Source organism: Arthrobacter sp. 10T44, assembly GCF_056393885.1.
Map to the genome: position 1 here is coordinate 137,978 of NZ_JBFTGT010000007.1, position 26,788 is coordinate 164,765.

The following is a 26,788-nucleotide window of genomic DNA, read 5'->3' on the forward strand; positions in this document are numbered from 1 at the left end:
AATACGTTGAACCTACCGCAAGGCCGGGCGCGGACCGAGAATATCGGAGCCTATTCGAAGGTGTGTCGCTCCGAACCGGATGGCCGCTTCGAGGTCCTGGCTCATTCCGGCGGAGATGGCCGTGGCCTGCGGATGGTCAGCGCGCAGCCGAGCGGAGATTTCCGCCAGCTTTTCGAACGCCCCCTCGGGCGCCGCACCCAGCGGCGCCACGGCCATCACGCCGGCCAGCCGGAGTCCGGCCGCCGCGGAGAGCTGTTCGCCCAGGGCCGGGACGTCCGCGGGCAATGCGCCGCCGCGGTGCCCGTCGGCGTCCTCGTCCAGGCTGACCTGGATGAAGCACTCGAGGTCCCCGCGGCCGGTTCGATCCTGCTCCGCGCGTACAGACTTGGCCAGGGCGTCGACGAGTTGCGGCCGGTCCACGGAATGCACGGCGTGGGCGTACTTCACGACGGATTTGGCTTTGTTGCTTTGCAGCTGGCCGATGAAGTGCCAGCGCAGTTGCAGTTCCTGCAGCCGGGCCGCCTTGTCCGCTGCTTCCTGGTCGCGGTTTTCGCCGACGTCGGTGACGCCGAGGGCGGCGAGCCGCGCGACATCCTCGGCCGGGTGGAATTTGGTCACCACGATCAGCTGCGGCGCGGCGTCCCGTCCGGCGTCGGCCGCCGCGGCGTTGATCCGCTGCCGCACGGCGTCGAGCCGTTCGCGGAGCTGCTCGAGGCGCGGATCTCCTGCCGCTGCAGCCGGCACGGTCATTTGGCTGCTCCGGCAGCTTCGCCGCCGGTCCAGACCAGGCCCGCAAACCGGCCCGTGCGGCTGTTGCGCCGGTAGGAGTACAGGCCCTCGTCCTCGCGGGTGCACCGGCCGGAGTATTCGACGGCGACCCCCTCGGCTTCGAGCTGGCTGCGGACCCCGGCCGGCAGGTCCAGCCCCGGGGTGCCCTGGGCGGTCGTGCACCAGGCCGCCGGGACGATTGCCGCGACGTCCGCGCGCATGGCTTCCGGAACCTCATAGCAGGTCCCGCAGATGGAAGGGCCGATCCAGGCACCGATGTCCGCGGCTCCCAGAGCACGCATCCGCGCCACCGCGGCCGGCACCACACCGGCGGCCAGGCCCGGCCTTCCGGCATGTACGACGCCGAGCACCGGCTCCGCGGGGCCGCCCTCTCCCACCAGCACGATCGGCACGCAGTCGGCCACCATGACCGCCAGCGGCTCCCCGGTGGAGACCATGGCGTCGGCGGTTGGCGCATCGGCGGTGGCCGCATCGGCGTGCGCTGGGCCGGAGGCCAGGGCAGTGCCGGCGCTGGAGATGAGGGCCACCTCGCTGCCGTGGACCTGGTTCATGAACCGGAAGCGGCGTGAGCCGAGCCCGGCGGCCCGCTCGAGCATTTCCCGGCGCCGGCGCACCGCGGCCGGGTTGTCCCCGACATGGAGCGCCAGGTTGCCCGCCGCAACGTTGGTGAAGGCCGCCCAGACACCGGGCCGCACCTCAGCTCGCCAGGAGAACACTCAGCACACCGCCACTTCAGGAACCGAAATCATTGAAAAACCCATACCAAACACCGTAACCCCGCCAAAGCACCATGGCACCGCCGGAGGCAGTGCCATGGTGCTGATTGCTGCTTCTTGGACCGATGCCTACTTCAGGAAGTCAGGCACATCCAGGTCGTCCGAGTGGCGGCCGGAGAGATCCGGTTCGACGACGGAGGGCAGGTCCACATCAAAGCCCGAGTCGGCAGGCACGGCCGAGGGGCGCTGCTGGCCCCAGTTGCTGAGCCCGGACGCACCGACGCCGGCGTGCAGCGGCTGGACCGGCGCGGAAGCGGGCGCCTGGGCCGGAGCCGGGGCGGGAGCGGCAGGGCGGGCCGGAGCGGGCTGGGACTGGTCCATCGACGGCGAGGTGGCCTTGACGTCGTCGAACCCGGCCGCGATGACGGTCACGCGGGCTTCGTCGCCGAGGGCGTCGTCGATCACGGCGCCGAAGATGATGTTGGCCTCCGGGTGGGCCACTTCCTGCACCAGGCGGGCTGCCTCGTTGATTTCGAACAGGCCCAGGTCCGATCCGCCCTGGATGGAGAGCAGGACGCCGTGGGCGCCGTCGATGGAGGCCTCCAGCAGCGGCGAGGCGATGGCCAGCTCGGCAGCCTTGACGGCGCGGTCTTCGCCGCGGGCCGAACCGATGCCCATGAGCGCGGAACCGGCACCCTGCATCACGGACTTGACGTCCGCGAAGTCAAGGTTGATCAGGCCCGGGGTGGTGATCAGGTCGGTGATGCCCTGGACACCGGAGAGCAGGACCTGGTCGGCGGAGCGGAAGGCGTCCAGCACAGAGACATTGCGGTCGCTGATGGAGAGCAGCCGGTCGTTCGGAATGACGATCAGGGTGTCGACCTCGTCGCGCAGGGCGTCGATGCCGGCTTCGGCGGAGCCGGCGCGGCGTCGGCCCTCGAAGGTGAACGGGCGGGTGACGACGCCGATGGTCAGCGCGCCGAGGGAGCGTGCGATGCGGGCCACGACGGGTGCGCCGCCGGTGCCGGTGCCGCCGCCTTCGCCGGCGGTCACGAAGACCATGTCGGCGCCACGGATGACCTCTTCGATCTCGTCGGCGTGGTCCTCTGCTGCCTGCCTGCCGACCTCAGGATTCGCACCGGCTCCCAGGCCGCGGGTCAGTTCGCGTCCGACGTCGAGCTTGACGTCTGCATCGGACATCAACAGCGCCTGCGCGTCCGTGTTGATGGCGATGAATTCGACGCCGCGAAGACCGACCTCGATCATGCGGTTGACTGCGTTCACGCCACCGCCGCCGATGCCGACGACCTTGATGACGGCCAAGTAATTCTGCGGAGCTGCCACGTTACGTGTCCCTTGTTCGTGTTCTATTGCGAAAACTGATGGAGTCGAGCTTGAGGCTTTGAACCTTAACCTTCCAGTTGAAGGTTATAGTTATGTCAAGTAACTCATGTCTGTGACGCTATTTCCTATCCAGAGGACATTCAATAACCGGCTCCGCGTGTCGCGGTAATACCGGGGAAATGCCGTCCGTTTCTGCTTTTTTGCTGCCTGGTGGCTGCGCCGGGTCCCGGCGGATGCACCATTTCCACTATCGCCCGCGCACGGCGCGATGTAAGTGATGGAGAGCTATCGGGTGACCGGGTGCCGGGGCACGCTGACGTCGTAGATTGCCACTGGGTTTTTGGGATCCGCGGGCGCCTTCAGCAGGGCCGTGAGCACCCTGGCTTTGAGCTCCTTCTCCCCCGCGTTGCCCCAGACGATCGTCTGGCCGTCCACGAGTTTGAGTTCCACGGCGTCCACGGACTTGGCCGAGGCATCTGAGAGCCGGGCCAGGACGTCCGGCGGGAGCGCCCCGAGAACCCCGGTGATGGCGTGGAACAGGTCCTTGGGCAGCGCGCCTCGGCCACTTTCGATGACCGGAAGCTTTATCGAAGCCGGGTCCTTGGCCTTTCCGAGCTGCACGCCGTCGACGTCGACCAGCTGGTACACCTCGGCCTGCTTGACCAGAGCCACCGGGACGCGCTCGGTGATTCGGACCTGAAGCGTGGACGGCGGCCGGGCCTGGGTGGTGACGGCTTTGACCTGGACCAGGGGCTGCAACAGCCCGCTCACTTCCTCATCGCTGATCTGTGTCAGGGGCTTGCCCTGAAGCGGCGCCAGGGCGGCCTTGACCTGTTGCGTGCTGAGGATCCGGTTGCCCTCCACGGTGACCGTGTGAACGGCAAGCCACGGCGAGTACACGGCCGCTGCCACGATCCCTGCGATGAGCACCGCAATTGCGGCCACCGTCGTGAGGATGATCCGGCGCCGCCGTTTGGCCTTCGGTTCGGGAAAGGCGAGCACATTGCCGCGCCGAGGCTGCGGCGTGCCGGCCCCGGCCGGGTCTCCGGCTGGGGCCGTGCCGGCGGAAGAGGTGCCTGCGTGGTCCGCCTTGGACGCCGAGATGACGTCCTCCTGCCCTGCCGCCGGCCGGTCGGAGGCAGACCCGCGCGGGCCGGTGGGGTAAGGGGGCCGGCGCGTGCTAGCCACCGGGCGCCTCGACCGTCAACGCCTCGACGATGAGCGGGCCGTAGGCAGTGACGTCGCCCGCGCCGGCCGTGAGGACGATGTCCCCCGGAGCCGCGGCCTCGAGCACAGCCTTGACAGCCTCGTCGCCGGGGCCCACCAGCCGTCCGCCCCGGCCGAGGTGGTCCGCGATCAGCTGGCTGGTAACGCCGGGAATGGGATCTTCCCGGGCCGGGTAGATCTCCAGCACCAGCGCGGTGTCAGCGGCGTTGAGGGCCTCCGCGAACTCGAGCGCGAACTCCCGGGTCCGGGAGAACAGGTGGGGCTGGAAGAGGACGTGGACCCGGTGTTCGCCGGCCACCGAGCGAGCCGCGGCGAGGGCCGCCCGGACCTCGGTGGGATGGTGGGCGTAGTCGTCGTAGACGCGCACGCCGCGGCCCGCGCCCTTGAATTCGAAGCGGCGTGAGGCGCCGGAGAAGTTGGCCAGCGCGCCGGCGGCGGTTTCCGGGGCGATACCGAGTTCGAGCGCCACCGCGAAGGCCGCGGCGGCGTTCAGCGCGTTGTGCCGGCCGGGCACTTGGAGTTCGACGGCAAAGCGGCCTGCGGGCGTCGAGATCCAGACGTCGCCCGGTCCGCCGTCGTGCAGCCTCACGTCGGCGTCCGCCGCGGTGCCGTAGAGGAGCACGCGGGTGTTGCCCCGGTCCCGGGTGCGCAGCGCGAGGGCGCGGGCGCCGTCGTCGTCGGCACAGGCCACCAGCAGGCCGTCAGCGGGCAGCAGCTCGGTGAAGCGGTCGAAGGAGGCATAGACGGCCTCCGCCGTGCCGTAGTAATCCAGGTGGTCCGGCTCGACGTTGGTCACGACCGCGATCTGCGGGCGGTAGTTCAGGAACGAACCGTCCGATTCATCTGCTTCCGCGACGAAGACCGGGGAGGTTCCGGTGGCCGCGTTGACCCCCAGGGCGGGGACGTTGGCGCCGATGGCGAAGGACGGGTGCAGCCCGGCGCCCTGCAGGAGCACCGTGATCATCGACGTCGTGGTGGACTTGCCGTGCGTGCCGGCGACCGTGACGGCCGTGTCCTGCGCCATCGTCGCGGCCAGGGCCTCGGAGCGGTGCAGCACCGGCAGCCCGGCGGCGCGGGCGGCGGCCAGCTCGGGGTTGTCCGGGCGGATGGCCGAACCGGCGACGACGGTCTGCGCGTCGCCCAGGTTTGCCGGGTCATAGCCGACGGCGATCCGCGCGCCGGCCGCGGCGAGTTCGGCCATCACCGGCAGGTCTTTGGCGTCGGAGCCGCTCACCGGCACGCCGCGGGCCACCATGATGCGCGCGACGGCGGACATCCCCACGCCGCCGATGCCGATGAAGTGCACGCGCCCCAGAGAGTCCTGGGTGCGGACCGCCGGCGGGGTGCCGTTCTGGGCCTGGGTCATTGCTTTACCGCTTCCTGCCTGCTGTTCAAAGTGCTCGGTCGTTCAAAGTGCTCGGTCGTTCAAAGCTGCTGTTCCGGCCGGTTCTGTCCTGGTCACGGAGTTGCGGCGGTGCTGGCCGGGGACTGCGCGGCTTCGAGGACCAGGGCGGCCATCCGCCGGTCTGCGTCCCGGATGCCGAGCTGTTCCGCGGCGGCGGCCATCCGGTCCAGCCGGGCGGGCTCACGCAGCAGCGGGATGATGTGGCCGGCGACCCAGCCGGCGTCGAAGGCGCTGTCTTCGACCAGGAGCGCGGCGTCCGCGTCGACCAGGCCGGCCGCGTTCAGGGCCTGCTCGCCGTTCCCGATCGGAAGCGGGACGAAAACGGCCGGGACGCCGACGGCGGCGACCTCGCAGACGGTTGCGGCGCCGGAGCGCGCCAGCAGCAAGTCGGCGGCGGCGTAGGCCAGTTCCATGCCGTCGACGTACTCCACCTGGCGGTAGCCGGGCGCGGCCAGCAGCTTGCCTTGGGCATCATGGACGGTCTTGCCCCGCCCGGTGATGTGCAGGGTCTGGATGCCGGCCTCGGCCAGGGCCGTGACAGAGGCGGCGACGGCGCGGTTGATGCTCTGCGCGCCGGAGGAGCCGCCGGTGACGATCAGGGTGGGCTTGTCCTGTTCCAGGCCGAGGGCCGTGCGTGCGGCCTCGCGGGCCGCCGTCCGGTCCAGGCCCGAGATTTCGCGCCGCATCGGCATGCCGACGTGCCGCGCCCCGCGCAGCCGGGTCGCGGCGAAAGCTACGGCCACATGCCGGCTGAGCCGGGCACCGACGCGGTTGGCGAGCCCGGGCCGGGTGTTGGCCTCGTGCACCACAATCGGAATCTTGCGGCGCCACGCGGCAAGGTACAGCGGCGTGCAGACGTAGCCGCCGACGCCGACGAGGACGTCTGCCCTGGCTTCGTCGAGGATGGCGCCGGCCTGCCGCACGGCGCCGGCGAGCTTGCCGGGGAGCCGCAGCAGTTCGATCGAAGGTTTGCGTGGAAACGGAACCCGGCTGACCGTGGCGAGCTCCAGCCCCGCGGCCGGGACCAGGCGGGCTTCCATGCCGCCGGGGGTGCCGACGGCGAGGAGTTGCGCCTCGGGCCGGACCTCTAGGATGGCGTTGGCGATGGCCAGCAGCGGGCTGATATGCCCGGCAGTGCCGCCGCCGGCGAGGACGACGGACAGGGACGACTTGGTGTTCATGGTGGGCTAGGTACGCTTCCGTGCGGGATTCTTGGGGGCGGGGGTCCTGGTGCCGGGCTTCCGGCCGGGCGAGCTGGCTGTAATCGGTCCGGCAGCCGGCCTGGCAGCCGGGGCCTTGGCGGACGCCGCCGCGGCCGGACGCCTGGCAGCGCTCCTGGCCCCCGCCCGCTTGCGGAGTACTTTGGCGAAGCCGGCAGGCCCGAACTTGAGCATCCCCTTCGGCTGCATGTTCGGCTCCATCTGGGCCCGGGCCAACGACAACACTACGCCGATGGCACATAGCGACATCAGCAGGGCCGAGCCGCCGTAGGAGATGAACGGCAGCGGTACGCCGATAACGGGGAGCAAGCCGGTGACCACTGCCATGTTGACGGTGGCCTGGCCCAGCAGCCACACCATGATCGCGCCGGCGAGGACGCGGTGGAACAAATCCTGCTGGGCCACCACGACGCGGTAGATGGCCGTGCCCAGGACCGCGAACAGGACCAGGACCACGACGGTGCCGATCAGGCCAAGCTCTTCGCCGATGATGGCGAAAATGAAGTCGTTGTGGGCCTCCGGGATCCAGCTGTACTTCTGCCGGCTCTGGCCCAGTCCGACGCCGAACCAGCCGCCGGAGGCCAGGGCGTAGAGGCCGTTGGTGGACTGGTAGTTTACGTCCGAGCCGTCGGCGCAGGTCTGTCCTGTCCAGGACAGGATGCGGCAAACCCGGTTGGGGCTGGTGATGGCGAGCACCACCGTGCCCACGGCCAGGACCACACCGGCGATGCCGAAGAGATACAGCCGCACCCCGGCGAAGTACAGGGCGGCGGCCGTGATCATCATGACGATCATGGCCGTGCCGAGGTCGTTGCCCAGCAGGATCAGGCCGATCACCGCGGCCGCCCCCGGGAGCACCACGGGAATTAGAGCGTGCTTGGCCTGGTGGAGGAGCTTGGCCTTGGCGTGCAGCACCGTGGCCATCCAGAGCGCCAGCGCCAGTTTGGCCGCCTCGGAAGGCTGGAAGGTGATACCGCCGACTTCGATCCAGTTCTGGTTGCCCAGCGCGCTGCGGCCCACCAGGAGCACCAGGACCAGCAGGACGAGCGCCCCGAGGATGGCGAACCAGGCGATGCGTTTGAGCCACACCACGTTCACACGGGACAGGACGAACATGACGAAGACGCCGATGGCCGCGAAAAGCCCCTGCTTCAGGGCTGCGGAGTAGGGCGACTCCCCTGCCGCGATCGCCTCCACGCTCGACGCGGAGAGCACCATCATGATGCCGATCGCGGTCAGCGCGAGGGTGGAGCCGAGGATGAGGTAGTACGTGGAACCGTTCCGGGACTTGCCGGTGCCTTCCAGTGCCGACCAGAAGCCGCGGTACCAGCCCCGGACCCGGGCTGCGGGTGTTGGAACCGGTCCGGCGGCCGCGGCTCTTGTGCTCGCCGTCCGAACGGGTGTCCTGGCTGTATTGCTGCTTGGTTGACTGCCTGGGGCGGCCGTCCGCGCCGCGGCGGGACGGGTGGGCGTGCTGACCATTGCTACTCCTCGGTGGTCTGAGCCTGCCCTTCCACGAGCTCGCGGACAGCTTCGATGAAGGCGTCGCCACGGTGAGCATAGGAAGAGAACTGATCCATGGATGCAGCTGCCGGGGCCAGAAGCACAGTGTCCCCCGAGGTGGCCAGCTGTGCCGCCGACGCGACGGCCCGTGCCATCACGGTCTCGCCGTAAATTGGCGAGGGGCCTGCGTCGGCGTGGGCCGTTTCGGCAGTCTGCACGTTTTCAGTGTCACCCTTGGCCTGGCCGATCACGGGGACATCCGGCGCGTGTCGCTGGAGCGAGGCCAGCAGGCCGGACGAGTCCGTGCCGATCAGCACCACAGCCTTGAGCCGGGCGGCGTTGTCCCGGACCAGTGAGTCGTAATTCACACCCTTGGACAGGCCGCCGGCGATCCACACCACGTTCTGGAAAGCGGACAGTGAGGCGGCCGCGGCGTGCGGGTTCGTGGCCTTGGAGTCGTTGATCCAAAGCACGCCTTCGTGGCGGGCGACCGGCTGGATGCGGTGGTCCCCCGGCAGGTAGTTCTGCAGCCCCTGGCGAACGGCGGACGGCTCCACCCCGTAGGCGCGCACGAGGGCGGCCGCGGCGAGGGCGTTGGCAACCATGTGCCGGGGCGCCACGGGTCCGAGGTCGGACATTGCCGCCAGTTCGGCGGCGCTGTCCTTGCGCTCGGGAATGAAGGCGCGGTCCACGAGCAGGCCTTCGACGACGCCGACCATGCTGATCGCCGGGGTGACGGTTGTGAAGCCCACCGCGCGGCAACCCTCGACGACGTCGGCGTCTTCCACCATGCGCTCGGTTTCAATCTGCTCGGCGTTGTAGATGCACGCCTTCTGTGTGCGCTCGTAGACCTTGGCCTTGTCCGCCAGGTAGGAGTCGTAGGAGCCGTGCCAGTCCACGTGGTCTTCGGCGACGTTCAGGCACACGCTGGCGACCGGCGACACGGAGTGGCTCCAGTGCAGCTGGAAGCTTGAGAGTTCGACGGCGAAGACGTCGTAGTCCACCGGGTCGCGGAGGGCGTCCAGGATCGGCGTGCCGACGTTGCCGACCGCGATCGCCTTGAGTCCGGCGGCCTGCAGCATCGATTCGGTCAGGCCGACGGTCGTGGTCTTGCCGTTGGTGCCGGTGATGGTGAGCCAGTCGGCCGTCTTGCGGCCCTCGCGTTCCCGGACCCGCCAGGCGAGTTCGACGTCGCCCCAGATCGGGATGTGTGCCCGTGCGGCGGCGGCCAGCAGGGACTGGTCGGGCCGCCAGCCGGGCGAGGTGACGATCAGTTCGGGCTTCTCGCCGTCGACCCTGGGCACCGACGCGACGGCGTCGTCGCCGAGCAGTACGTCCGCGGCACCGACGATCCGGAGGGTGTCCGCCTGGGCGCGCGCCTTCGCGCTGTCCGCGGCGTCCACCACGACCACCCGGGCGCCGAGTTCGATCAGGGTGTCGGCGGCGGCGAAACCGGAGATGCCGATGCCGGTGACGACCACGCGGAGGCCGGCCCAGTCCGAGTCCCAGCTGGTCAGCGCGTCCAGCCGCGGGGACGTGGCCAGCGGCTCGGGAATGTTCCCGCTCACAGCAGCACCACCCATTCGGCGTAGAAGATGCCCAGGCCCGCGGCGACGAAGAGCCCGCAGAGGATCCAGAACCGGACCACGACGGTCACTTCCGCCCAGCCCTTGAGTTCGAAGTGGTGCTGCAGCGGGGCCATCTTGAAGAACCGTTTGCCCTTGGTGATCTTGAAGTAGCCGACCTGGATGATGACCGAGAGGGTGATCAGGACGAAGAGGCCGCCGATGAAGGCGAGCAGCAGTTCGGTCCGGGACAGGATGGCGAAGCCGGCGACGGCGCCGCCAATGGCCAGCGACCCGGTGTCACCCATGAAGATCTTCGCCGGCGAGGTGTTCCACCACAGGAACCCGACCAGCGCGGCGCTGAGGATGGCGGCAAGCAAGGCGAGGTCGAGCGGGTCACGCACGGTGTAGCAGCCGGCGCCGGCCTGCCGGGGCGAGCCGCAGGCCTGGTTGCTCTGCCAGATCCCGATGATCGTGTAGGCCCCGAAGACCATCACGGAGGCGCCCGCGGCCAGGCCGTCCAGGCCGTCCGTGAGGTTTACCCCGTTGGTCGCTGCGGTGACAATCAGGTTGGACCACAGCACAAACAGGATGGCGCCCAGCACGGTGCCGCCGAACGCGAGGTTCAGCCACGGGATGTCCCGCACCAGCGAGATCTGGTACGACGCCGGTGTGACGTTGTTCTCGTCCGGGAAGTTGAGGGCCAGGACCGCGAAGATGATGCCGACCGCGGCCTGCAGGATCAGCTTGGCCTTGGCATTGAGGCCCAGGCTGCGCTGCGCGGAAATCTTGATGAAGTCGTCCAGGAACCCGACCAGGCCCATGCCGACCATGAGGAAGAGCAGGAGCAGGGCCGAGGCGGACGGCCCCGGCGACCGGGGGTTCATCATCCACATGACCAGGTGCGTGATGCCGTAGCTGACCAGTACCGCGACCACCACCACCGTCCCGCCCATTGTCGGCGTGCCGCGCTTGGTGTGGTGCGAGGTGGGTCCGTCGTCCCGGATGAATTGTCCGTAGCTCTTGCGGACCAGGAAGCGGATGAAGAGCGGGGTCCCCAGGAAGGAGAGCAGCAGGGCCAGACCGGAGCCCATCAGCAGTGCGATCACAGCAGCGCACTCCCTTCAGTGGCGGTTCCGGCGGCGGATTCAGCAGCGTTTCCGGCCGAGCTTCCGGCCGGCGCGTCCGGCGCATGTGGGGGTAATGCTATCCGATCCCCCAGATGGCGCAGCCCGATGCTGTTGGAAGACTTGAAGAGGACGAGGTCACCGGGCTCCAGTTCGGAGCGCAGGATTTCGTAGGCCTCGTCCGCGGTTTCGGCAAACAGGCATTCGTCCCCCCAGGAGCCCTCGTTGACGGCCGAGACGTAGAGCGCTCGGGCCTCGCGTCCGATTACCAGCAGCCGGGAGATGTTGAGCCGGACCACCTGGGTGCCGACGGCGGTGTGCTCCCGGATGGAGTCCTCGCCGAGTTCCAGCATCGCGCCGAGCACGGCCCAGGTCCGGCGGCCACGGCCCAGGTCCGCCAGCGTCCGCAGGGCGGCGCGCATCGATTCGGGGTTGGCGTTGTAGGCGTCGTTGATGATGGTCACGCCGTCGGGCCGTTCGGTGCGTTCCATCCGCCAGCGGCTGGCAGCCGCCTGGGCGCTCAGCGAGGCGGCGATCTGCGCGCCGGGGATTCCGGCGGCGTGGGCCGCCCCGGCCGCGGCGAGCAGGTTGCCCACGTGGTGGGCCCCGATCAGCTTGGCCGAGACGTGGTGCCGCGCGCTCTCGCCCGGAAGCAGGAGGTCGAATTCAGGGCTTCCCCCGGCGTTCAACTCGACGTTTTCGGCCTGGATGGCGGCCTGCTGGCCGCCCCGGGCGGGCTGGGCGGAGAAACCGCGGACCGTCGCGGAGGTCCGCGCGGACATCGCAGCCACCCTCGCGTCGTCCAGGTTCAGCACGGCCGTGCCGTCGGCGGGGAGGGCCTCGACCAGTTCGCCCTTGGCCAGGGCGATGTTTTCGACGCCGCCGAATTCACCGGCGTGGGCCGTGCCGACGGCCAGCACCACACCGATCTCCGGGCGGACCATGTCCGCGAGGTAGCGAATGTGCCCGACGCCGGTGGCGCCCATCTCGATCACGAGGTAGCGGGTCTCATAGCCGGCCTTGAAGACGGTCAGCGGAACGCCGACCTCGCCGTTGTAGGAACCCTGGGGCGCCACCGTTTCGCCGTGTTCGGCGAGGATCCCGGCCAGCAGGTCCTTGGTGGTGGTCTTTCCCGCGGACCCGGTGATCCCGATCACGGTGAGTTCCTCGCCGCGGGCTGCGCGGCGGGCACGGATCCTGCGCACCGCTTCAGCAGCGAGGGCGCCCATGGCAAGGACCGAGTCCGCAACGACGACTGCGGGGAAATTCTGCCCGTCAGCGGCGGCGACGTCGCGCTCCACTAGGGCCAGGACGGCACCGCGTTCGAAGGCGGCGGCCACGAAATCGTGCCCGTCGGCGGCCTCCCCCGGCTTGGCCACATAGAGGGAACCCGCCGTGGCCTCGCGGGAGTCGGTCACCACAGAGCCGGGCGTGAGGCCCGGTTCGGCGGCCAGCCGGCCGTTGGTTATTTCGGCGATTTCCGCCGCTGTAAATGCAATCATCTCGGTTTAGGACTCTATCCGCTGGTCATCGAGAACGGTGAATCCTCGTACTGTCAAGGCGGTCCGCAGCTCCACCCGGTCATCGAGCGCCAGGTTGACGCCCTTGACTTCCTGCCAGACCTCGTGGCCGCGCCCGGCAACCAGGATGGTGTCCTCCGGGCCGGCGAGTTCCACCGCCTTGCGGATGGCGGCGTCGCGGGGGAAGACCTCCAGGACCGTGCAGCCGAGGCCCTCCGCGGTTTTGGCCTCGATGGCTCCGGCCATCACGTCGGCGCGGATGGCCGCCGCGTCCTCATCGTGCGGGTCGTCGTCGCTGACGATCACGATGTCCGCAAGCCGGGCCGCAATCGCTCCCATCGCCGGCCGCTTGCCCTGGTCGCGCTGGCCGGTGGCGCCGAAGACGACGATCACCTTGGACCCCGGCGTCTGGGAGCGCACTGCCTCGAGCGCCCGGGCGAGGGCATCCGGGTTGTGGGCGAAGTCGACCACGGCGGCCGGAGCCGTCGCAACGAGCTGCATACGGCCGGGGACGGCCACGGTGAAGGGGTCCGCGCTGTCCAGGGCGGCTTGCACCTCGGCCGCGGAGATACCGGTGGCGAGCACCATGGCCGTGGCCAGGGCGGCGTTGGCGACATTGAAGCTGCCGGGCAGCCCGGTGTGCAGGCGCAGTTCGGTACCGTCCCGGTGGCGCAGGCCAAACTCGGTGCCGAGGCCGCGCGGCTGTGGGTCCACAACCCTCCAGTCCGCTCCCGGAGCAACCGCTTCTGCGGCGTCGGAGCCCGTGGCGAGCGTGGTGACGGGGATGCCGGCGTCAGCGGCCAGCTTTCGGCCCCACTCATCGTCAACGGTCACGACGGCGGCACGGGCGCGCTCTGCCGTGAAGAGCCGCGCCTTTGTCTGGAAGTACTCCTCCATGGTCCCGTGCAGGTCCAGATGGTCCTGGGTGAGGTTGGTGAAGCCGGCGACGTCGAACACCACGCCGTCGACCCGGTGGAAGGAGATGGCGTGCGAGGAGACCTCCATGGACGCGGCGTCCAGGCCGCGTTCGCGCATGAGGGCCAGCAGGGCGTGCACGTCCGTCGACTCGGGGGTCGTCAGGAGGCTGGGGATCGCTTCGCCGCCGGCCAGGATCTCGATGGTCCCGATCAACCCGGTCTTTTTGCCCAGCGCCTGGAGCAGGGAGTTGATGAAGTAGGTGGTGGTGGTCTTGCCGTTGGTTCCGGTGACGCCGAACAGGGCCGGCGCCGCGGCGTGTTCCGGCCGGCTCTGGTAGATCAGCGCGGAGAGGCGCCCGACCAGGCTGCGCGGCTCATCGGCCAGCAGTACCGGCACGGAGATGTCGTTGGAGAGCGCCAGGAGGCGGGCGCCGGCGTCGTCGGTCAGTACCGCGACGGCGCCGGCGTCGACCGCCTGGGACACAAAGTCCGCGCCGTGCCGGGTGGCGCCGGGCAGGGCGACGTACAGGTCCCCCGGCTGGACGGCCCGGGAGTTCAGCGAGATCCCGGTGACCGGGACGGCGGCGGAGGAGCCGGGTACGACGACGCCGATCCACTCACCGATGGTTTCGAGCGGCACCGCGGCAACCGCCGTCGGCCGGAACGCCGAAGTGGAGTCCTGGCCGGACGGCGCGGCGGCCGCGTCCTGGGCATTGAGCTCTGACAAGGGGATCTCCGTTTGCGGTACTGGGGCAGCGTGCGCCGCGCGCGGAGGATTGCCCCGCACGCAGGCCCTGCTGCGTGGAACTGGTTGTTGCTGCTGACTCGTGAAGCTGGGTGCTACTTGGCGTACTGCGGCAGCCTGACCGGTTTGCCGGTGGACGGCTCAACGTTGTACGTGCGCAGCGTCTGGCTCATGACCGAACGGAACACGGGTCCGTTCGTGATGCCGTAGATGCTGCCCTTGGGCCGTTGCAGGACCACTTCAACAATAAACCGCGGATCGTCCATCGGCGCCATCCCCACCATCGAGGCCGTGTAGCCGCAGAAACCCGACTTGCCGTCGTCGCACGGCGACTCGGAGGTGCCGGTCTTGGCGCCCACGCGGTAACCGTCAATCGCGGCGTCCTTGATCTCGCCTTCGGTGACGGCGCTTTCCAGGATGTCGCGGACCTGCTTGGCGGTGTTCTTGGAGACAACTTGGCGGGTGGGCTTGGCCGGGACTTTCTCTTCGGTGCCGTCCGGGTTGATGTAGCTGTCGATCAGGCGCGGCTGGACCATGACGCCGTCATTGGCGATGCTCTGGTAGGCGCGGACCGTCTGCAGCGTCGACTGGGCCACGCCCTGGCCGAAGAGCACGGTGTATTGCTGGCGGCCGTCCCATTGGTCGGCCGGCGTGAGGATGCCTTTGGACTCGGCGGGCAAGCCGATGTCCGGTGCCTCGCCGATGCCGAACTTTTGCAGCCAGTCGTGCCGTTTTTCCTTGCTGAGCCGCCGGCCCACCATGACCGTCCCGGTATTCATGGAATAGCCTACGATGCCCGCCAGGGTCCTCTTCTCGGTGCCGTGTTCGAAGGCGTCGGTGAACGTCTGGCCGTCCACCGTGTAGCTCGGCGGGATGATGAATTTATCCAGCGGCCGGGCGGTGCCCTCCTCGATGGCGGACGCGGCGGTGATCATCTTCTCCACCGAGCCCGGCTCGTAGGCGGCGGTCACCGCACGGACTCCGCGGTCCTTGGCGGCGACCTTGCCTGGATCATTGGGGTCCGGCGCGTCGGTGTCGGCCATCGCGATAATGTTGCCGTTCTTGGCGTCTGAGACGACGATGATGCCCCACTCCGCGCTGAGTTTGTCCTTCTGGCTTTGGATGGCCTGCTGGGCAAAGTACTGCAGGTCCGAGTTCAGCGTGAGCTTGATGTCCTTGCCGTTGACGGCCGGCGTGAACTGGTCCACGCCCACCGGGATGCGCAGCCCGTCGGCGCCAATCTCGAACAGCCGCTTGCCCGCTGTGCCCTTGAGCACCTCGTCCTGGGTCTGCTCCAGCCCGGCCTGGCCGGTGGTGCCGTCCTTGAGGAAGCCGACGATTCCGCCCGCCACCGAGCCGTTGGGGTAGACCCGCTTGCTGGTGCCCTCGGTGACGATGCCGGGCACCTGGAGTTTGGAGATGCGGTCCTCGACGTCGGGCCTGATGTCCTTCGCCACGATGTAGTAGCGCGACGTCCCGGTCACCGCCGCCTTGAGGTCGTCTTTCTTCATGCCGAGCACGGTCGCGAGCTCTTCGATGCCCTGGTCACGCGGGATCTTGACGACGGTGTCCTTCCCGTCGACCTTCTCGAGCCGCGGGAAGGATTCGGTGTTGGTGTTGACGGTCTGGTCAACCACGACGTTGTAACGGATCACACTGCTGGCCAGGACGGTGCCGTTGGCGTCAAGGATGCTGCCGCGCTCCGCGGGCAGCTCAATCGGCTTCAGCCGGTTCTTGAGGGCTGCCTCAGCCATGCCGCCGACGTCGAGGCCCTGCACCAGGAACAGCTTCCCGCCCACTACCAACAGGAGCGTGAGCATGATGCCCAGCCCGAGCCGCAGTCGCCGCGTGGCGCTCGGCGTCTTGCCTGTCCGTGCCTTGCCGGTGTTCTGCGCCACGATATTTCCTTGCTGCTTGCCTGGGCTGGTGGTCGGTCCCGTCGGCTATTTCCCGGGGACCTTCTGCGCGGGGGCGGGAACGGAGCCGCCGTACAGGTTCACGGACAGGGCGGGCGCCCGGACGGCCGGAGCCTTTGCAGCGGGCACGGCCGGTGCACCGCCTGCAGCTGCCGGAATGCTCGCGGCCGGCTTGCGGCTCAGGAGGGGTTCATTCGCCGTGGCGGCCGGAACCACATTGACCTGGCCGGCAACGGCCGGCGCGGCAATGACGGCACCGGGGGCGTCGCCCTTGACGGCGGGCTTGGCCTGGCCGGTCACCGCGAGGGTGGACAGGTCAATCTGGCCCTTGACCGTGGAGGCCACCATGCCCAGCTCCGTGGCCTTGGCAGCCAGGTTCTGCGGGGCGTCAAAATTCTGCACCTGCTGGGTGAGGTCCTGGTTCTGCTTGGTCAGCGTGGACTGCTTGGCCCGCAGCTCCACCAGCTGGTACTGCGCCGAGGAGACGGAGATGTTCAGGACCAGCACCGCCATCAGCGCAAGGGCCAGAATTCCGAAGCACATCACGACGAACGGTGCCCGGCGCTTGCGCGGAACGGAGCGGACGACGGAGAGCGGAGTGCGGGACTTGCGTGCGGGCGCACCCGGGTGCAGGTCCGGGAGGGCACGGGCCGTGGCAGCTGTGGCAACGGGGAAGCTGTTGACGGCGGCGGTGCTCATGCGACTCTCCTGGCTTTGATGCGTTCCACGGCGCGGAGCCTGGCGGAGGCAGCGCGTGGGTTTTCTGCGATTTCTGCGGCGGTGGGCACCTCGGTGCCTTTCGTCAGGGTCTTGAGTTCGGCTTTATGTTCCTCAAGCTCCACCGGGAAACCGAGCGGGGCCGAGGACTTGGAACCGGCCTGGAAGACTCCCTTGACGATCTTGTCTTCCAGCGAGTGGTAGGACATGACGACGACGCGGCCGCCGAGGGCGATCGAGGCCACGGCCGCCGGAATTGCACGCTCCAGGACCTCGAGTTCCTCGTTGACCTCGATCCTGAGGGCCTGGAAGGTCCGCTTCGCGGGGTGGCCGCCGGACTTGGCGGCACCGGAGGGCACCACGGCGCGGATGGTCTCGACAAGTTCCCCGGTGGTAGTGAAGGGCTTTTCGGCGCGGGCGGCGACGATCCGGTTGGCGATCCGGCCGGCGAACTTCTCCTCGCCCCACTTCCGGATGATCCGGACGAGGTCTTCTTCGCTGTAGTTGTTCACGACGTCGGCGGCGGTCTGGCCGCGGCTGGTGTCCATCCGCATGTCCAGCGGCGCGTCGAAGGAGTAGGCGAAGCCGCGTTCGCGCTCGTCGAGCTGCAGCGAGGAAACGCCGAGGTCCATCAGGATGCCGTGGACTTCGGTGAAGCCAAGGTCTTCGAGGACCTCAGGGATTTCGTCGTACACCGCGTGGACCAGGTCGATCCGGTCCGCGAAAGGCTTGAGGCGTTCGCCGGCCAGGGCGAGAGCCTCCTCGTCACGGTCGATGCCGATCAGGTGCAGGTCCGGAAACCGCTGCAGCATGGCTTCGGAGTGGCCCCCCATGCCGAGCGTCGCATCGACGACGACGGGCGTCTCGCCGCGGCGTCGCGCTTCTTCGAAAGCCGGTGCCAACAAATTGATGCACCGGTCCTTGAGGACCGGTACATGGCGTTCGGACGTAGGCTTCGCCTGGTTGGAGTCTTCGCTCATGCCTGCGTCCTTTCGTTGCGGGAAGTACCTGTCGGGTGGTGTGCTTCTTGGTCCAGATCCCCATCCGCGCCTACCCTGCGGCCCGCCTGGCTCCGGGGAAGTGAGCCAGGTGAACTGCCGGATGGGCGGCTGGAGATCTCGATCAAGAAACGGTTGGTGCTGATGGTGCCGGCGCCTGCGGGGCTTCAGAGAATCCCCGGGATGGCGTCGTCGGTTTCCGAGAAGGCTGTTTCCTTTTCGGCCAGGTACTCGTTCCAGGCCTGGGCGTCCCAGATCTCCGCGCGGGTGCCGGCGCCAATGACGGCCAGTTCCCTGCCGAGACCTGCGTATTCCCGGAGCGCCGGCGGAATCGTCACGCGCCCCTGCTTGTCAGGTACCTCGTCGGAGGCTCCAGAGAGGAAAACGCGGATGTAGTCACGAGCCTGCTTGGAGGAGATTGGAGCCTCCCGCATCTGCTCGTGAACCCGGCCGAATTCCGCCTCGCTGAAGACGTAGATGCAACGTTCCTGGCCCCTCGTGAGAACCAGGCCGGCGGCAAGTTCCTCGCGGAACTTCGCCGGGAGGATGATTCGACCCTTTTCGTCCAGACGTGGCGAATGAGTGCCGAGAAACACGGCCCACCGCCTGTCTGTTGTAGGAAGTCCAACGTCCCCTGTGCTGCCACTACCCTCTTACGTCCTCCACATTACTCCACTTCGCTCCCCCGTCAACGACATCGGGGACATTTTGGAGCAATTTTGGGCGAGTTTTCAAACAAATGTCCGTTGCAAATAAAGGGAAGCGTCAAAAGTGGGGCGCAGTGGAGGGATTTGCCCCGGGGAGGCCGGGCAGCCGGAAGGGCACCTACGTAGCAGTCGATGCCCGGCTTAACGGCAAAAGACCCGCCGAAGCGGGTCTTTAGGTGCCTACCGGAGGTCGCGGTGGGGCGGAATGGAGGGGCGGTTGCGGCGACGGAACCGGGAACGTGTCAGGCGTCCCCGCGGTGCCTTTCCTCCCACCGCTCCTCCAGGTTGCTCATGAAGGAACTGCGCGGCTTGCCCGGCTTCCGGCCGGCGGCTCCGGACTTGGATTTGCCGCCCGCGCTGCGCATGGTCGCGAAGTAAACGCCGGCACCCATGACGACGAAGCCAAGGACACCCACGATGATGCTCTGCAACGAGACGCCCAGCAACAGCAACAGGATGCCAGCGAGGGCACCGAGGACCCCGATGACCAGATGACGGGTGGACCAGGAGCGACCCGGATCCGAGCCCATCGAGCTGGCAAACTTGGGATCGTCCTCGTGCAGCTGCTTCTCAAGTTGCTCAAGCAACTTCTGTTCGTGCTCCGAGAGCGGCATCACGACCTCCTTAAGTCGACCAACGTCCAGATTTGACGCGGTCCTTGTCCCTAAAACCCTAACGACCGGGATGGCCGGCTGGTTCCTTGTTTCCCGTCATTGGTGAAATAAGGATCCGCGGTTCCCTGAAAGGTGTTTAGTTGGCATGGCCGGCAACCCGAACGTTCGATCCAGTCGTTCGAAAACTATGTATATCTAAGGATAGATTGTTGCGCCCTGTTCTGAAAGACGCTAGGCCCGGCTTCGCGGCGCCTGCCCGCCCCTTGGACGCAGCCCCGCCAGTGCCGACCGGGACGGCCTGCGCCCGTGCACTGCCAGCTCACTCGGCGGCCGGCCCCGGGTCAAGCAACCGGGCCGGGAGAACCGACTTGTTGCCGAACTTGCGGGTGACGCGGTCCAGGGCCTGCTCGGCGGCGCGCCAGTTGTCATCCCGGCGGTCCAGGCTGAGTTGCAGCGGCGCCTGGGCGGCTTCCTCGAGCTGCTCCGCCCTAATCCCCACGAGGCGCACGGTCATGGGCCGCTGGCCAACGGACTCGAGCAACTGCACGGCGACGCCGTAAAGCAACTGGGCGCTGTCAATGGGCGTGCTGACGGTGCGGCTGCGGGTAATTGTGGAGAAGTCCGCGTAGCGCAGCTTCAAGGCAACCGTCCTGGCATGCATCCCGGCGCTCCGGAGCCTTTCCGCCGTGCGGTGCGAAAGCCGGAGCAGCTCGCGGTGCAGCAGGGCGTCGTCGGCGGTGTCCACCGCAAAGGTCTCTTCCGCCCCGATGCTCTTTTCCAGCCGGACCGGCGTCACCGGCCGGGGGTCGATCCCCCACGACAGCCGGTACACGTGCTCCCCCGTGGCGCCGAGGATCTTGCGCAGTGACGGCAGCGGCGTTGCGGCGACGTCGGCGACCGTCCGGATCCCCATCCGGGCGAGCACCTCCACGGTCTTGGCACCGACTCCCCAGAGGGCGTTGACCGGCAGGGTATGCAGGTAGGGCACCGTCTCGTCCGGACCGATCAGCAGCAGGCCGTCGGGCTTGCACCGGGTCGAGGCGATCTTGGCGACGAACTTGCTGGCCGCGATCCCCACCGACGCCGTGATGCCCAGCTCGCCCTCGACCCTGCGCCGGATCAGTTCGCCGATGTCCCGGGGCGGACCGAGCCGCCGGATGGCACCTCCGACGTCGAGGAAGGCCTCGTCGACGCTCAGGGGTTCCACGAGGTCGGTGATCGATCCGAAGATGGCCATGATCTGTCCCGACACCTCGTAGTACAGCTTGTGCCGCGGTTCGATGATGACGGCGGAAGGGCACATCCGCGCCGCCACCGCCATGGGCATCGCTGACTTGACCCCGAACTTGCGGGCCTCATAGGAAGCCGAGAGGACCACCGAGCGGTCCGCCGGATAGCCCACGATCACCGGGCGTCCCTTGAGCTCCGGACGGGTGCGCAGTTCCACCGAGACGAAGAAGGCGTCCATGTCCACGTGCAGGATGCTGCTGCGCCGGAGTTCGCGAAGGCCCGCCTCGCTGGATTGTGTCCCGCTGTGTTTATCGATGTGATTTTCCCTGTCCGGCCCCACGCATCAATCCTATGCGCAGGTACTGACTAAACTGGAGGCTGGATCCGGCGTCAACACCAGGAGGAATGTCCCCGTGAAGGTTATTGGAGAGCGCAAACGCGCCGTGACGGCCGTTGCCGCCGCCGGCGCCTTGCTGGCCCTGGCCGCGTGCACCCCGGGCCCGGGAGCCCCGTCGCCTTCGGCGTCTGCGTCTGCGCCGGCGGCGCAGTCCACCGCCCAGCCCTCCACCACGGCCCCTCCCAGCCCGTCCGCCGAGCCCGGCACCTCCGCCACTGTGGGTGCCCTGGTTGCGGGCTTCCCGAAGAAGCTGCTGCCGGTCATGCCTGGCGCACAGGTGGAATCCAGCAGTTTCGACAAGAACGGTGCTCCCGCGACCGTCGCCCTGGTGGCGAAAATCACCTCGCCGGCGGCCGGAGTGGTCGCGTACTACAGCAAGAAACTGGAAAGCCAGGGCTTCAAGGCAGTCCCCGGCGGCACCGTCGGTTCGGTGGCGTCCAAGGACTTCCTGCGCGGGGACAATGAAACCGTGAATCTCGCCGTCGTCGAGGCCGCCGGGGTCTCCACCTTCACGATCGGCGCCAACGTCGCCGCCGAGTCCGTCAAGTGAGCCTGGCCGAACAACTGCGGGTTGAGCAGACGGACTTCGTGGCCGCCGTCGCCGGCAAGCTGACCGACTTCCTCACCGCCCGCACCACGGTGATGTCCGCCATTTCCCCCGACATCGACCCGCTGATGGGGTCCATCTCCAACCTGGTCACCGGCGGCAAGCGCCTCCGGGCCCTGATGTGCTACTGGGGCTGGCGCGGGGCCGGGGGCGGCGCCGGAGCCCGCGAAGTGGTCACGGCCGGCTCGGCGCTGGAGCTGTTCCAGGCCGCGGCACTGATCCACGACGACATCATTGACCGCTCGGACACCCGCCGCGGCGGCCCCAGCGTGCACCGCCGCTTCAGTGAACTGCACGCGAGCCAGGGCTGGGCCCTGGATCCGGAGCGCTTCGGCCACGCGGCGGCGATCCTGACCGGCGACCTGTGCCTGTCCTTCAGCGAGGAATCGTTCACCGAAATCGGCGACCGGGCCGCCTCGGGCAGCCAGGCCCGGCTCATCTTCAACCTGATGCGCGCCGAAGTTATGGCCGGCCAGTACCTGGACATCCTGGAAGAGGTGGCCGGGCCGCACCGCGACCGTGCCGGCGCCGTCAGCCGCGCCCAGTCGATCATCCGCTTCAAATCGGCCAAGTACTCCACCGAGCATCCGCTCGCGCTGGGCGGCGCCCTGGCCGGCGCCTCCGACGAGTTGCTGCGCGGCTACTCCGCGTTCGCCCTCCCACTGGGCGAGGCTTTCCAGCTCCGCGACGATGTCCTGGGCGTCTTCGGCGACCCGGTCACCACCGGCAAACCGGCCGGTGACGATCTCCGCGAGGGCAAGCGTACGGTACTGGTGGCCTTCGCCCTCGACCAGGCCGCGCCGGCGGAATCGAGCTTTCTCGACGCGAAGCTGGGCAGCCCGGACCTGAGCACCGCCGACGTCGAGGAGATCCGCCGCATCATTGTCGACTGCGGGGCACTGCAGGCCACGGAGGTCCTGATCGAGGAATTCGGCCGGGCCGCCTTCGACGCCTTGGACCTGCTGCCGCTGGAGGAGCTGCCCAAGACCGCGCTCCGGAAACTGGCTGAGGCCGCCGTCAGCCGCACCGCCTAAACGCAAGGCCAAAACACGCAGGCAGACGAAAACGGAGACGAAAAAGGCCGTGGACAGCGGGATCCGCCGTCCACGGCCTTTGCCGTATTACCAGGGCTTACTTTTGGGCCGTACTACCAGGCCATGGTCTGTGCCCGGCGGCGGATTTCGGTTTTGCGCCCTTCGCGGAGGGCATCGATCGGACGGCCGCGCAGGGACTCGTCCGGCGTGAACAGCCAGGTGATGAGTTCTTCGTCCGAATAGCCGGCGTCGGCGAGGACAACAATTGTGCCCTTCAAGCTCTCCACCGGGTGGCCGTCCTGGATGAACGCCGCGGGCACGGAACGGATCCGCCGGTCGCCGATCCGCACTGCCGCCAGCGCGCGCTCGTCCAGCAGCGCATGAACCTTAGTGATGGAAACGTTCAGCAGCTGGGCTACATCGGGCAGGGGCAGCCATTCGCCTACAAGGCTTTCTACAGTACTCACGGATCAAGATTGCCATGCCGGGGCGGAATGCGCCTAGTCAGCCACGACCCAATAATGCGACCGCTTAACCCGGCGTATGAAAGGGACTGCGAAATGGCCGCCGGCGCGGACGCCTTCGCGGGCCCCGGCCGGGGCCCCTGGGCCGACACTCCCAATAGCCGCGTTGCAGAATGTCAAACAGTTCTTGTGCTAATTCGCAATTCATGAGAGATTCGCATAGATCACATTTGTAACTGCAGTATCTTCAGTCACACTGGTAACACCAGTAACACTGTCCGTGCTGCAGGGTTCGCCGCTGAGAAGAGGATCTTTCCCATGACGACGTCACGTTCGCCAAAGCCCAACCCGAGGCCCGGCCTCCCGCTGATTGCGGCGACGACGGCGGCTCTCCCCGCCGTCATGCTCTCCTCCTTGGCGATCGCACAGCCCGCTGCTGCCGAATCCCGCCCCCGGGCGATCCCGGCGACGCTGGCGGCGGCCATGAAGGCGCAGGGTCAGGCCGCCGCGGCACTGCCCTCGGCTCGGATTCCGGCAACCGAGGTTGCGGTAGCGCTGCCGACCGCGTTACGCCCCGCCAAGGTCGCCGCACCGGCCCAGTACACGATCGTCCGCGGCGATACGATCAGCGCGATCGCCCACAAGTTTGGACTGAGCACCCAGTCCGTCCTTACGCTGAACAAGCTCCGCGCCAACTCCGTGATTTACCCTGGCCAGAAAATCAAGCTCACCGGCGGCCCCGCCGCGAAGGCAGCTCCGGCCAAGGCAGCTCCGGCCAAGGCAGTCCCGGCGAAGGCTGCTCCGGTCCGGTCCGCCGGCAGCGTTTACACGGTCAAGTCCGGCGACACCCTGAGCGGCATTGCCGCCCGCCACGGGGTCAAGCTGTCGGACGTGTTCAGCCGGAACGGGCTCAACATGCGCTCGGTAATCCACCCTGGCCAGCGGATCAACATCGGCGCCGCCGCGGCAGCACCCGCGCCGGTCCGGACCGCGGCGCCGAAGCCCGCCCCCAAGCCCGCCCCGGCCCCAGTCAGCTCGGGGTCCTACACGATCAAATCCGGTGACACGCTCTCCGGTATTGCCGCCCGGCACGGCGTAAAGCTCTCCGCCGTCCTGTCGGCGAACCGGCTGACCATGAGCAGCATCATCTACCCCGGCCACAAGCTCGTCATTCCCGGTGCCGGCACCGGGACCTTGAAGCCCGCCTCAAGCCAGCCCGCGGCGACCGTGACCCCGCTCGTGCCCAGCACGTTCCTGGGGTTCAGCTACCCGAAGGCTGTCGTCAGCTCCGCCAACCAGAACAAGGCGCTGCTGAATGCCTCGCCGGTTCCCACCCGCGAGCAGATGAAGCAGATCGTGGCGGACACCGCACGCCGGATGGGTGTGGCGCCGTCGCTGGCCATGGCGTTCGCCTACCAGGAGTCCGGCTTCAACCACCGCTCGGTGTCCCCCGCGAACGCGATCGGCACCATGCAGGTCATTCCGTCCTCCGGAGGGTGGGCCTCGGAACTCGTGGGCCGCAAGCTGAACCTGCTGGATCCGTACGACAACGCCACGGCCGGCATCGCCATCATCCGCCAACTGGTCGCGACCAGCAAGAACCTGGACTACGCCATCGCGGGGTACTACCAGGGCCAGTACTCGGTGAGCACGAAGGGCATGTACGAGGATACGAAGGCCTATGTGGCGTCGATCAAGGCGCTGCAGAAGACCTTCAGCTAGAACCGCCAGCATCGCACGGGGCTGAGACCTCCGTCGCGTAACGATACGGGTCCGGGTTGCATGTCAATCCGGGCCCGTTTCCGTGCAGAGCTTAGGATCAAAGGGTGCAGGAATACACATCGGACGCTCTCGTCGGGACCCTGGTGGACAACCGGTACCTGATTCGATCCAAGCTGGCCCGAGGCGGGATGTCCACGGTGTACCTCGCCACCGACCGGCGGCTCGAGCGGGACGTGGCGCTCAAGGTCCTGCATCCGCACATGGCCGGAGACCCGCAGTTCCTGGACCGGCTGGGCCGCGAAGCCAAGGCCGCCGCCCGGCTGTCGCACCCGCACGTGGTGGGCGTCCTGGACCAGGGCGACGACGGCCCGCTGGCCTACCTGGTGATGGAATACATCAAGGGGCACACGCTGCGGGACGTGATCAAGGAAAAGGGAGCCCTCACGCCGAGGCTTGCCCTGGCGCTGATCGACCCGGTCGTGGAAGGACTCGGAGCCGCCCACGCGGCCGGCCTCATCCACCGCGACGTCAAGCCCGAGAACGTGCTCATCGCCGACGACGGCCGGATCAAGATCGGCGACTTCGGGCTGGCGCGGGCGATCACGACGACGACCAACACCGGCGCCCTGATCGGGACCGTCGCCTACCTCTCCCCCGAGCTCGTGCTGGGCCAGCAGGCCGACGCCCGCAGCGACATCTATTCACTCGGGATCATGCTCTACGAGATGATCACCGGTCGCCAGCCGTTCGACGGCGAGGTTCCCATCCAGGTCGCCTACCAGCACGTGAACTCGACCGTCGGGCCGCCGTCGGCCCTGGTCCCGGGGCTGGCCGAAGAACTCGACGAGCTCGTGCAGTGGTGCACGGCGAACGACCCGGACAAGCGCCCCGTCGACGGCAATGCATTGCTCTTCGAACTTCGACACATCCGCACCAACCTCAGCGACGCCGACTTGGACCTGCGGCCCCCGGCCGCCCTTGCGGCGCCCGTTGCCGGCGCCGCGGCGGCAGGCCCCGGCGGTTCCACACCCGGGCGGCCCGCGACGGAACCCCGCCCGGCCGCCGCTGAGGCACACACGGAATTCCTCGGTGGCCTCCAGCAGCCCACGGAAGTCATCAACCGCGGCAGCAACCCCACCACCGTCCTCGCCGGCAGGTCACGGCCCGGCGCTTACGGTCCGCTCGCCGCGCCGGAGGAACGAGAGTTTGGCGCCTATCCTGAGGATGCTCCGGACGGCCGTCCGGAGCCGGCAAGCAAGCGTGCACAACGCAAGCAGGACCGCGAGGAGGAAAAGGCGCGGCAGCGTGCTGCCGCGACCCCCAGCCGAAGCCTCCGGACGGGCGACCCGCGGCGCCGGGGCCTGGCCTGGATCCTGGTGCTGGTCCTGGTGGCGCTGCTCGCGGCCGGCGCCGGTTGGTTCTTCGGCATGGGCCCGGGGTCTCCGGGGACCATTCCGCAGTTGGCCAACAAGACCGTGGCCGAAGCACAGCAGCTGCTCCGCACTGCCGGTTTCGAGTCGACCACCCGGGACGTCTTTGACGACGACGTGTCCCCTGGCCTCGTGGTCGGCTCGGAGCCGCAGGCGGGTCAGGTGGTCCGGAAATTCCAGTCCGTCTCGCTGGCCGTTTCGAAGGGTCCGGAGCTGTTTCCCCTGCCCCAGCTGACGGGCAAGTCGCTCGATGCGGCGAAGACGGCCCTCAATGGCGCCGGCATGGCGCTGGGCCCCGTCACCGAGCGCTACGACGAGGCCGCGGCGGCTGGAACCGTGCTGGCCCAGAAGCCGGGCAAAGGCACCCCCGCCAAGCACGGGACAGCCGTGGGGCTGACGGTCTCCAAGGGGCCGCGGCCCATCCCGGTGCCCGAGCTGCGCGGCAAGGACCAGGAGACCGCGGTGAAAACGCTGGAAGCCGCCGGGCTCAAAGCCGTCGTCGCCCCGGAAGCCGTTTTCGACCGGGAGGTGCCAAAGGGCGCGGTTGCCGGCCAGGACCCGGCCACCGGGAATCTCACCAAGGGCGGCGCCGTGACCCTGACGATCTCCAAGGGGCCGAAATTCGTCCAGGTCCCGGACGTGTTCCGCAAGCCGGAGGAGGAGGCGGTGCAGGCCCTCAAGGATGCCGGCTTCGAGGTGAAGGTCAACTACGCCTTCGGTTCATCCGTGCTGGGCCTGGTGGCCGGCCAGGACAAGACCGGGCGGCAGCCCGAAGGCTCACTCGTCACGATCACCGTGACCTGACTTCTGCCAAATAAGTAAAAGCTCCGCCCCGGCTGGAAACAGCCGGGGCGGAGCTCTTACTGTCTGTGGC

Annotated in this window: 22 protein-coding genes; 4 read left to right on the top strand and 18 right to left on the bottom strand. The window is 68.3% G+C overall.

What is annotated here, in order from left to right; all coding sequences use genetic code 11:
* Positions 1-12: 12 nt before the first annotated feature.
* The 17 genes from AC1DBL_RS13005 to dinB all read right to left on the bottom strand — a co-directional run bounded on the left by AC1DBL_RS13005 (position 13) and on the right by dinB (position 20,600).
* Positions 13-750 (bottom strand): YggS family pyridoxal phosphate-dependent enzyme, encoded by a 738-nt coding sequence (locus AC1DBL_RS13005; RefSeq protein ID WP_476909507.1) that lies wholly within the window; start codon positions 748-750, stop codon positions 13-15.
* Positions 747-1,505 carry a purine nucleoside phosphorylase YfiH/LACC1 family protein gene (locus AC1DBL_RS13010; protein ID WP_476926275.1) on the bottom strand — a complete coding sequence of 253 codons (759 nt, stop codon included), beginning with the start codon at positions 1,503-1,505 and terminating at the stop codon, positions 747-749. The genes AC1DBL_RS13005 and AC1DBL_RS13010 overlap by 4 nt, the downstream gene beginning before the upstream one ends.
* Positions 1,506-1,634: 129 nt before the next feature.
* Positions 1,635-2,849 (bottom strand): cell division protein FtsZ, encoded by a 1,215-nt coding sequence (ftsZ, locus tag AC1DBL_RS13015; RefSeq protein WP_175321604.1) that lies wholly within the window; start codon positions 2,847-2,849, stop codon positions 1,635-1,637.
* 285 nt (positions 2,850-3,134) lie between these two features.
* On the bottom strand, positions 3,135-4,037 hold the full coding sequence (locus tag AC1DBL_RS13020) for a cell division protein FtsQ/DivIB (protein WP_476892748.1): 903 nt from the start codon (positions 4,035-4,037) through the stop codon (positions 3,135-3,137).
* Complete coding sequence (gene murC / locus AC1DBL_RS13025) at positions 4,030-5,442, bottom strand: UDP-N-acetylmuramate--L-alanine ligase (RefSeq protein WP_476926276.1); 1,413 nt, start codon at positions 5,440-5,442, stop codon at positions 4,030-4,032. The genes AC1DBL_RS13020 and murC overlap by 8 nt, the downstream gene beginning before the upstream one ends.
* A 92-nt stretch (positions 5,443-5,534) precedes the next feature.
* Positions 5,535-6,662 (bottom strand): undecaprenyldiphospho-muramoylpentapeptide beta-N-acetylglucosaminyltransferase, encoded by a 1,128-nt coding sequence (gene murG / locus AC1DBL_RS13030; protein WP_476926277.1) that lies wholly within the window; start codon positions 6,660-6,662, stop codon positions 5,535-5,537.
* Positions 6,663-6,668: 6 nt separating this feature from the next.
* The gene (ftsW, locus tag AC1DBL_RS13035) at positions 6,669-8,183 is read right to left on the bottom strand and encodes a putative lipid II flippase FtsW (RefSeq protein ID WP_476926278.1); all 1,515 of its coding nucleotides are present in this window, start codon (positions 8,181-8,183) and stop codon (positions 6,669-6,671) included.
* 2 nt (positions 8,184-8,185) lie between these two features.
* Positions 8,186-9,787 (bottom strand): UDP-N-acetylmuramoyl-L-alanine--D-glutamate ligase, encoded by a 1,602-nt coding sequence (gene murD, locus AC1DBL_RS13040; RefSeq protein ID WP_476892752.1) that lies wholly within the window; start codon positions 9,785-9,787, stop codon positions 8,186-8,188.
* Positions 9,769-10,878: a phospho-N-acetylmuramoyl-pentapeptide-transferase gene (gene mraY, locus AC1DBL_RS13045; RefSeq protein ID WP_175321598.1), complete on the bottom strand. Its 1,110-nt coding sequence runs from the start codon at positions 10,876-10,878 to the stop codon at positions 9,769-9,771. Before mraY ends, murD begins: the two co-directional genes overlap by 19 nt.
* Positions 10,875-12,398, bottom strand: a complete 1,524-nt coding sequence (locus AC1DBL_RS13050; protein WP_476892753.1) for a UDP-N-acetylmuramoyl-tripeptide--D-alanyl-D-alanine ligase — start codon at positions 12,396-12,398, stop codon at positions 10,875-10,877. Before AC1DBL_RS13050 ends, mraY begins: the two co-directional genes overlap by 4 nt.
* 6 nt (positions 12,399-12,404) lie before the next feature.
* Positions 12,405-14,060 (bottom strand): UDP-N-acetylmuramoyl-L-alanyl-D-glutamate--2,6-diaminopimelate ligase, encoded by a 1,656-nt coding sequence (locus AC1DBL_RS13055; RefSeq protein WP_476892754.1) that lies wholly within the window; start codon positions 14,058-14,060, stop codon positions 12,405-12,407.
* A gap of 113 nt (positions 14,061-14,173) precedes the next feature.
* Positions 14,174-15,976 (bottom strand): peptidoglycan D,D-transpeptidase FtsI family protein, encoded by a 1,803-nt coding sequence (locus tag AC1DBL_RS13060; protein ID WP_476892755.1) that lies wholly within the window; start codon positions 15,974-15,976, stop codon positions 14,174-14,176.
* A gap of 45 nt (positions 15,977-16,021) precedes the next feature.
* Positions 16,022-16,693 carry a cell division protein FtsL gene (gene ftsL, locus AC1DBL_RS13065; protein ID WP_441418886.1) on the bottom strand — a complete coding sequence of 224 codons (672 nt, stop codon included), beginning with the start codon at positions 16,691-16,693 and terminating at the stop codon, positions 16,022-16,024.
* On the bottom strand, positions 16,690-17,691 hold the full coding sequence (rsmH, locus tag AC1DBL_RS13070; RefSeq protein WP_441418887.1) for a 16S rRNA (cytosine(1402)-N(4))-methyltransferase RsmH: 1,002 nt from the start codon (positions 17,689-17,691) through the stop codon (positions 16,690-16,692). The genes ftsL and rsmH overlap by 4 nt, the downstream gene beginning before the upstream one ends.
* Positions 17,692-17,876: 185 nt before the next feature.
* On the bottom strand, positions 17,877-18,305 hold the full coding sequence (gene mraZ, locus AC1DBL_RS13075) for a division/cell wall cluster transcriptional repressor MraZ (protein ID WP_056740915.1): 429 nt from the start codon (positions 18,303-18,305) through the stop codon (positions 17,877-17,879).
* A gap of 353 nt (positions 18,306-18,658) precedes the next feature.
* Positions 18,659-19,030 (bottom strand): DUF3040 domain-containing protein, encoded by a 372-nt coding sequence (locus AC1DBL_RS13080; protein ID WP_175321592.1) that lies wholly within the window; start codon positions 19,028-19,030, stop codon positions 18,659-18,661.
* A gap of 319 nt (positions 19,031-19,349) precedes the next feature.
* Complete coding sequence (gene dinB, locus AC1DBL_RS13085; RefSeq protein WP_441418888.1) at positions 19,350-20,600, bottom strand: DNA polymerase IV; 1,251 nt, start codon at positions 20,598-20,600, stop codon at positions 19,350-19,352.
* Positions 20,601-20,673: 73 nt separating this feature from the next.
* Between dinB and AC1DBL_RS13090 the strand changes: the two genes are divergently transcribed.
* Both AC1DBL_RS13090 and AC1DBL_RS13095 read left to right on the top strand, forming a co-directional pair.
* Positions 20,674-21,207, top strand: coding sequence for a hypothetical protein (locus AC1DBL_RS13090; RefSeq protein ID WP_441418889.1), 534 nt, complete (start codon positions 20,674-20,676; stop codon positions 21,205-21,207).
* Complete coding sequence (locus AC1DBL_RS13095) at positions 21,204-22,298, top strand: polyprenyl synthetase family protein (protein ID WP_476909497.1); 1,095 nt, start codon at positions 21,204-21,206, stop codon at positions 22,296-22,298. Before AC1DBL_RS13090 ends, AC1DBL_RS13095 begins: the two co-directional genes overlap by 4 nt.
* A 113-nt stretch (positions 22,299-22,411) precedes the next feature.
* Here AC1DBL_RS13095 and AC1DBL_RS13100 read toward each other — a convergent pair whose 3' ends face one another.
* Complete coding sequence (locus AC1DBL_RS13100; protein WP_441418891.1) at positions 22,412-22,765, bottom strand: Rv2175c family DNA-binding protein; 354 nt, start codon at positions 22,763-22,765, stop codon at positions 22,412-22,414.
* Positions 22,766-23,080: 315 nt separating this feature from the next.
* Here AC1DBL_RS13100 and AC1DBL_RS13105 point away from each other — a divergent pair, with 315 nt between their 5' ends.
* Entirely contained in the window at positions 23,081-24,484 is a 1,404-nt protein-coding gene (locus AC1DBL_RS13105; RefSeq protein WP_476926279.1) for a lytic transglycosylase, read from the top strand.
* A gap of 104 nt (positions 24,485-24,588) precedes the next feature.
* The gene (locus AC1DBL_RS13110; RefSeq protein ID WP_476926280.1) at positions 24,589-26,718 is read left to right on the top strand and encodes a protein kinase domain-containing protein; all 2,130 of its coding nucleotides are present in this window, start codon (positions 24,589-24,591) and stop codon (positions 26,716-26,718) included.
* Positions 26,719-26,788 lie beyond the last annotated feature (70 nt).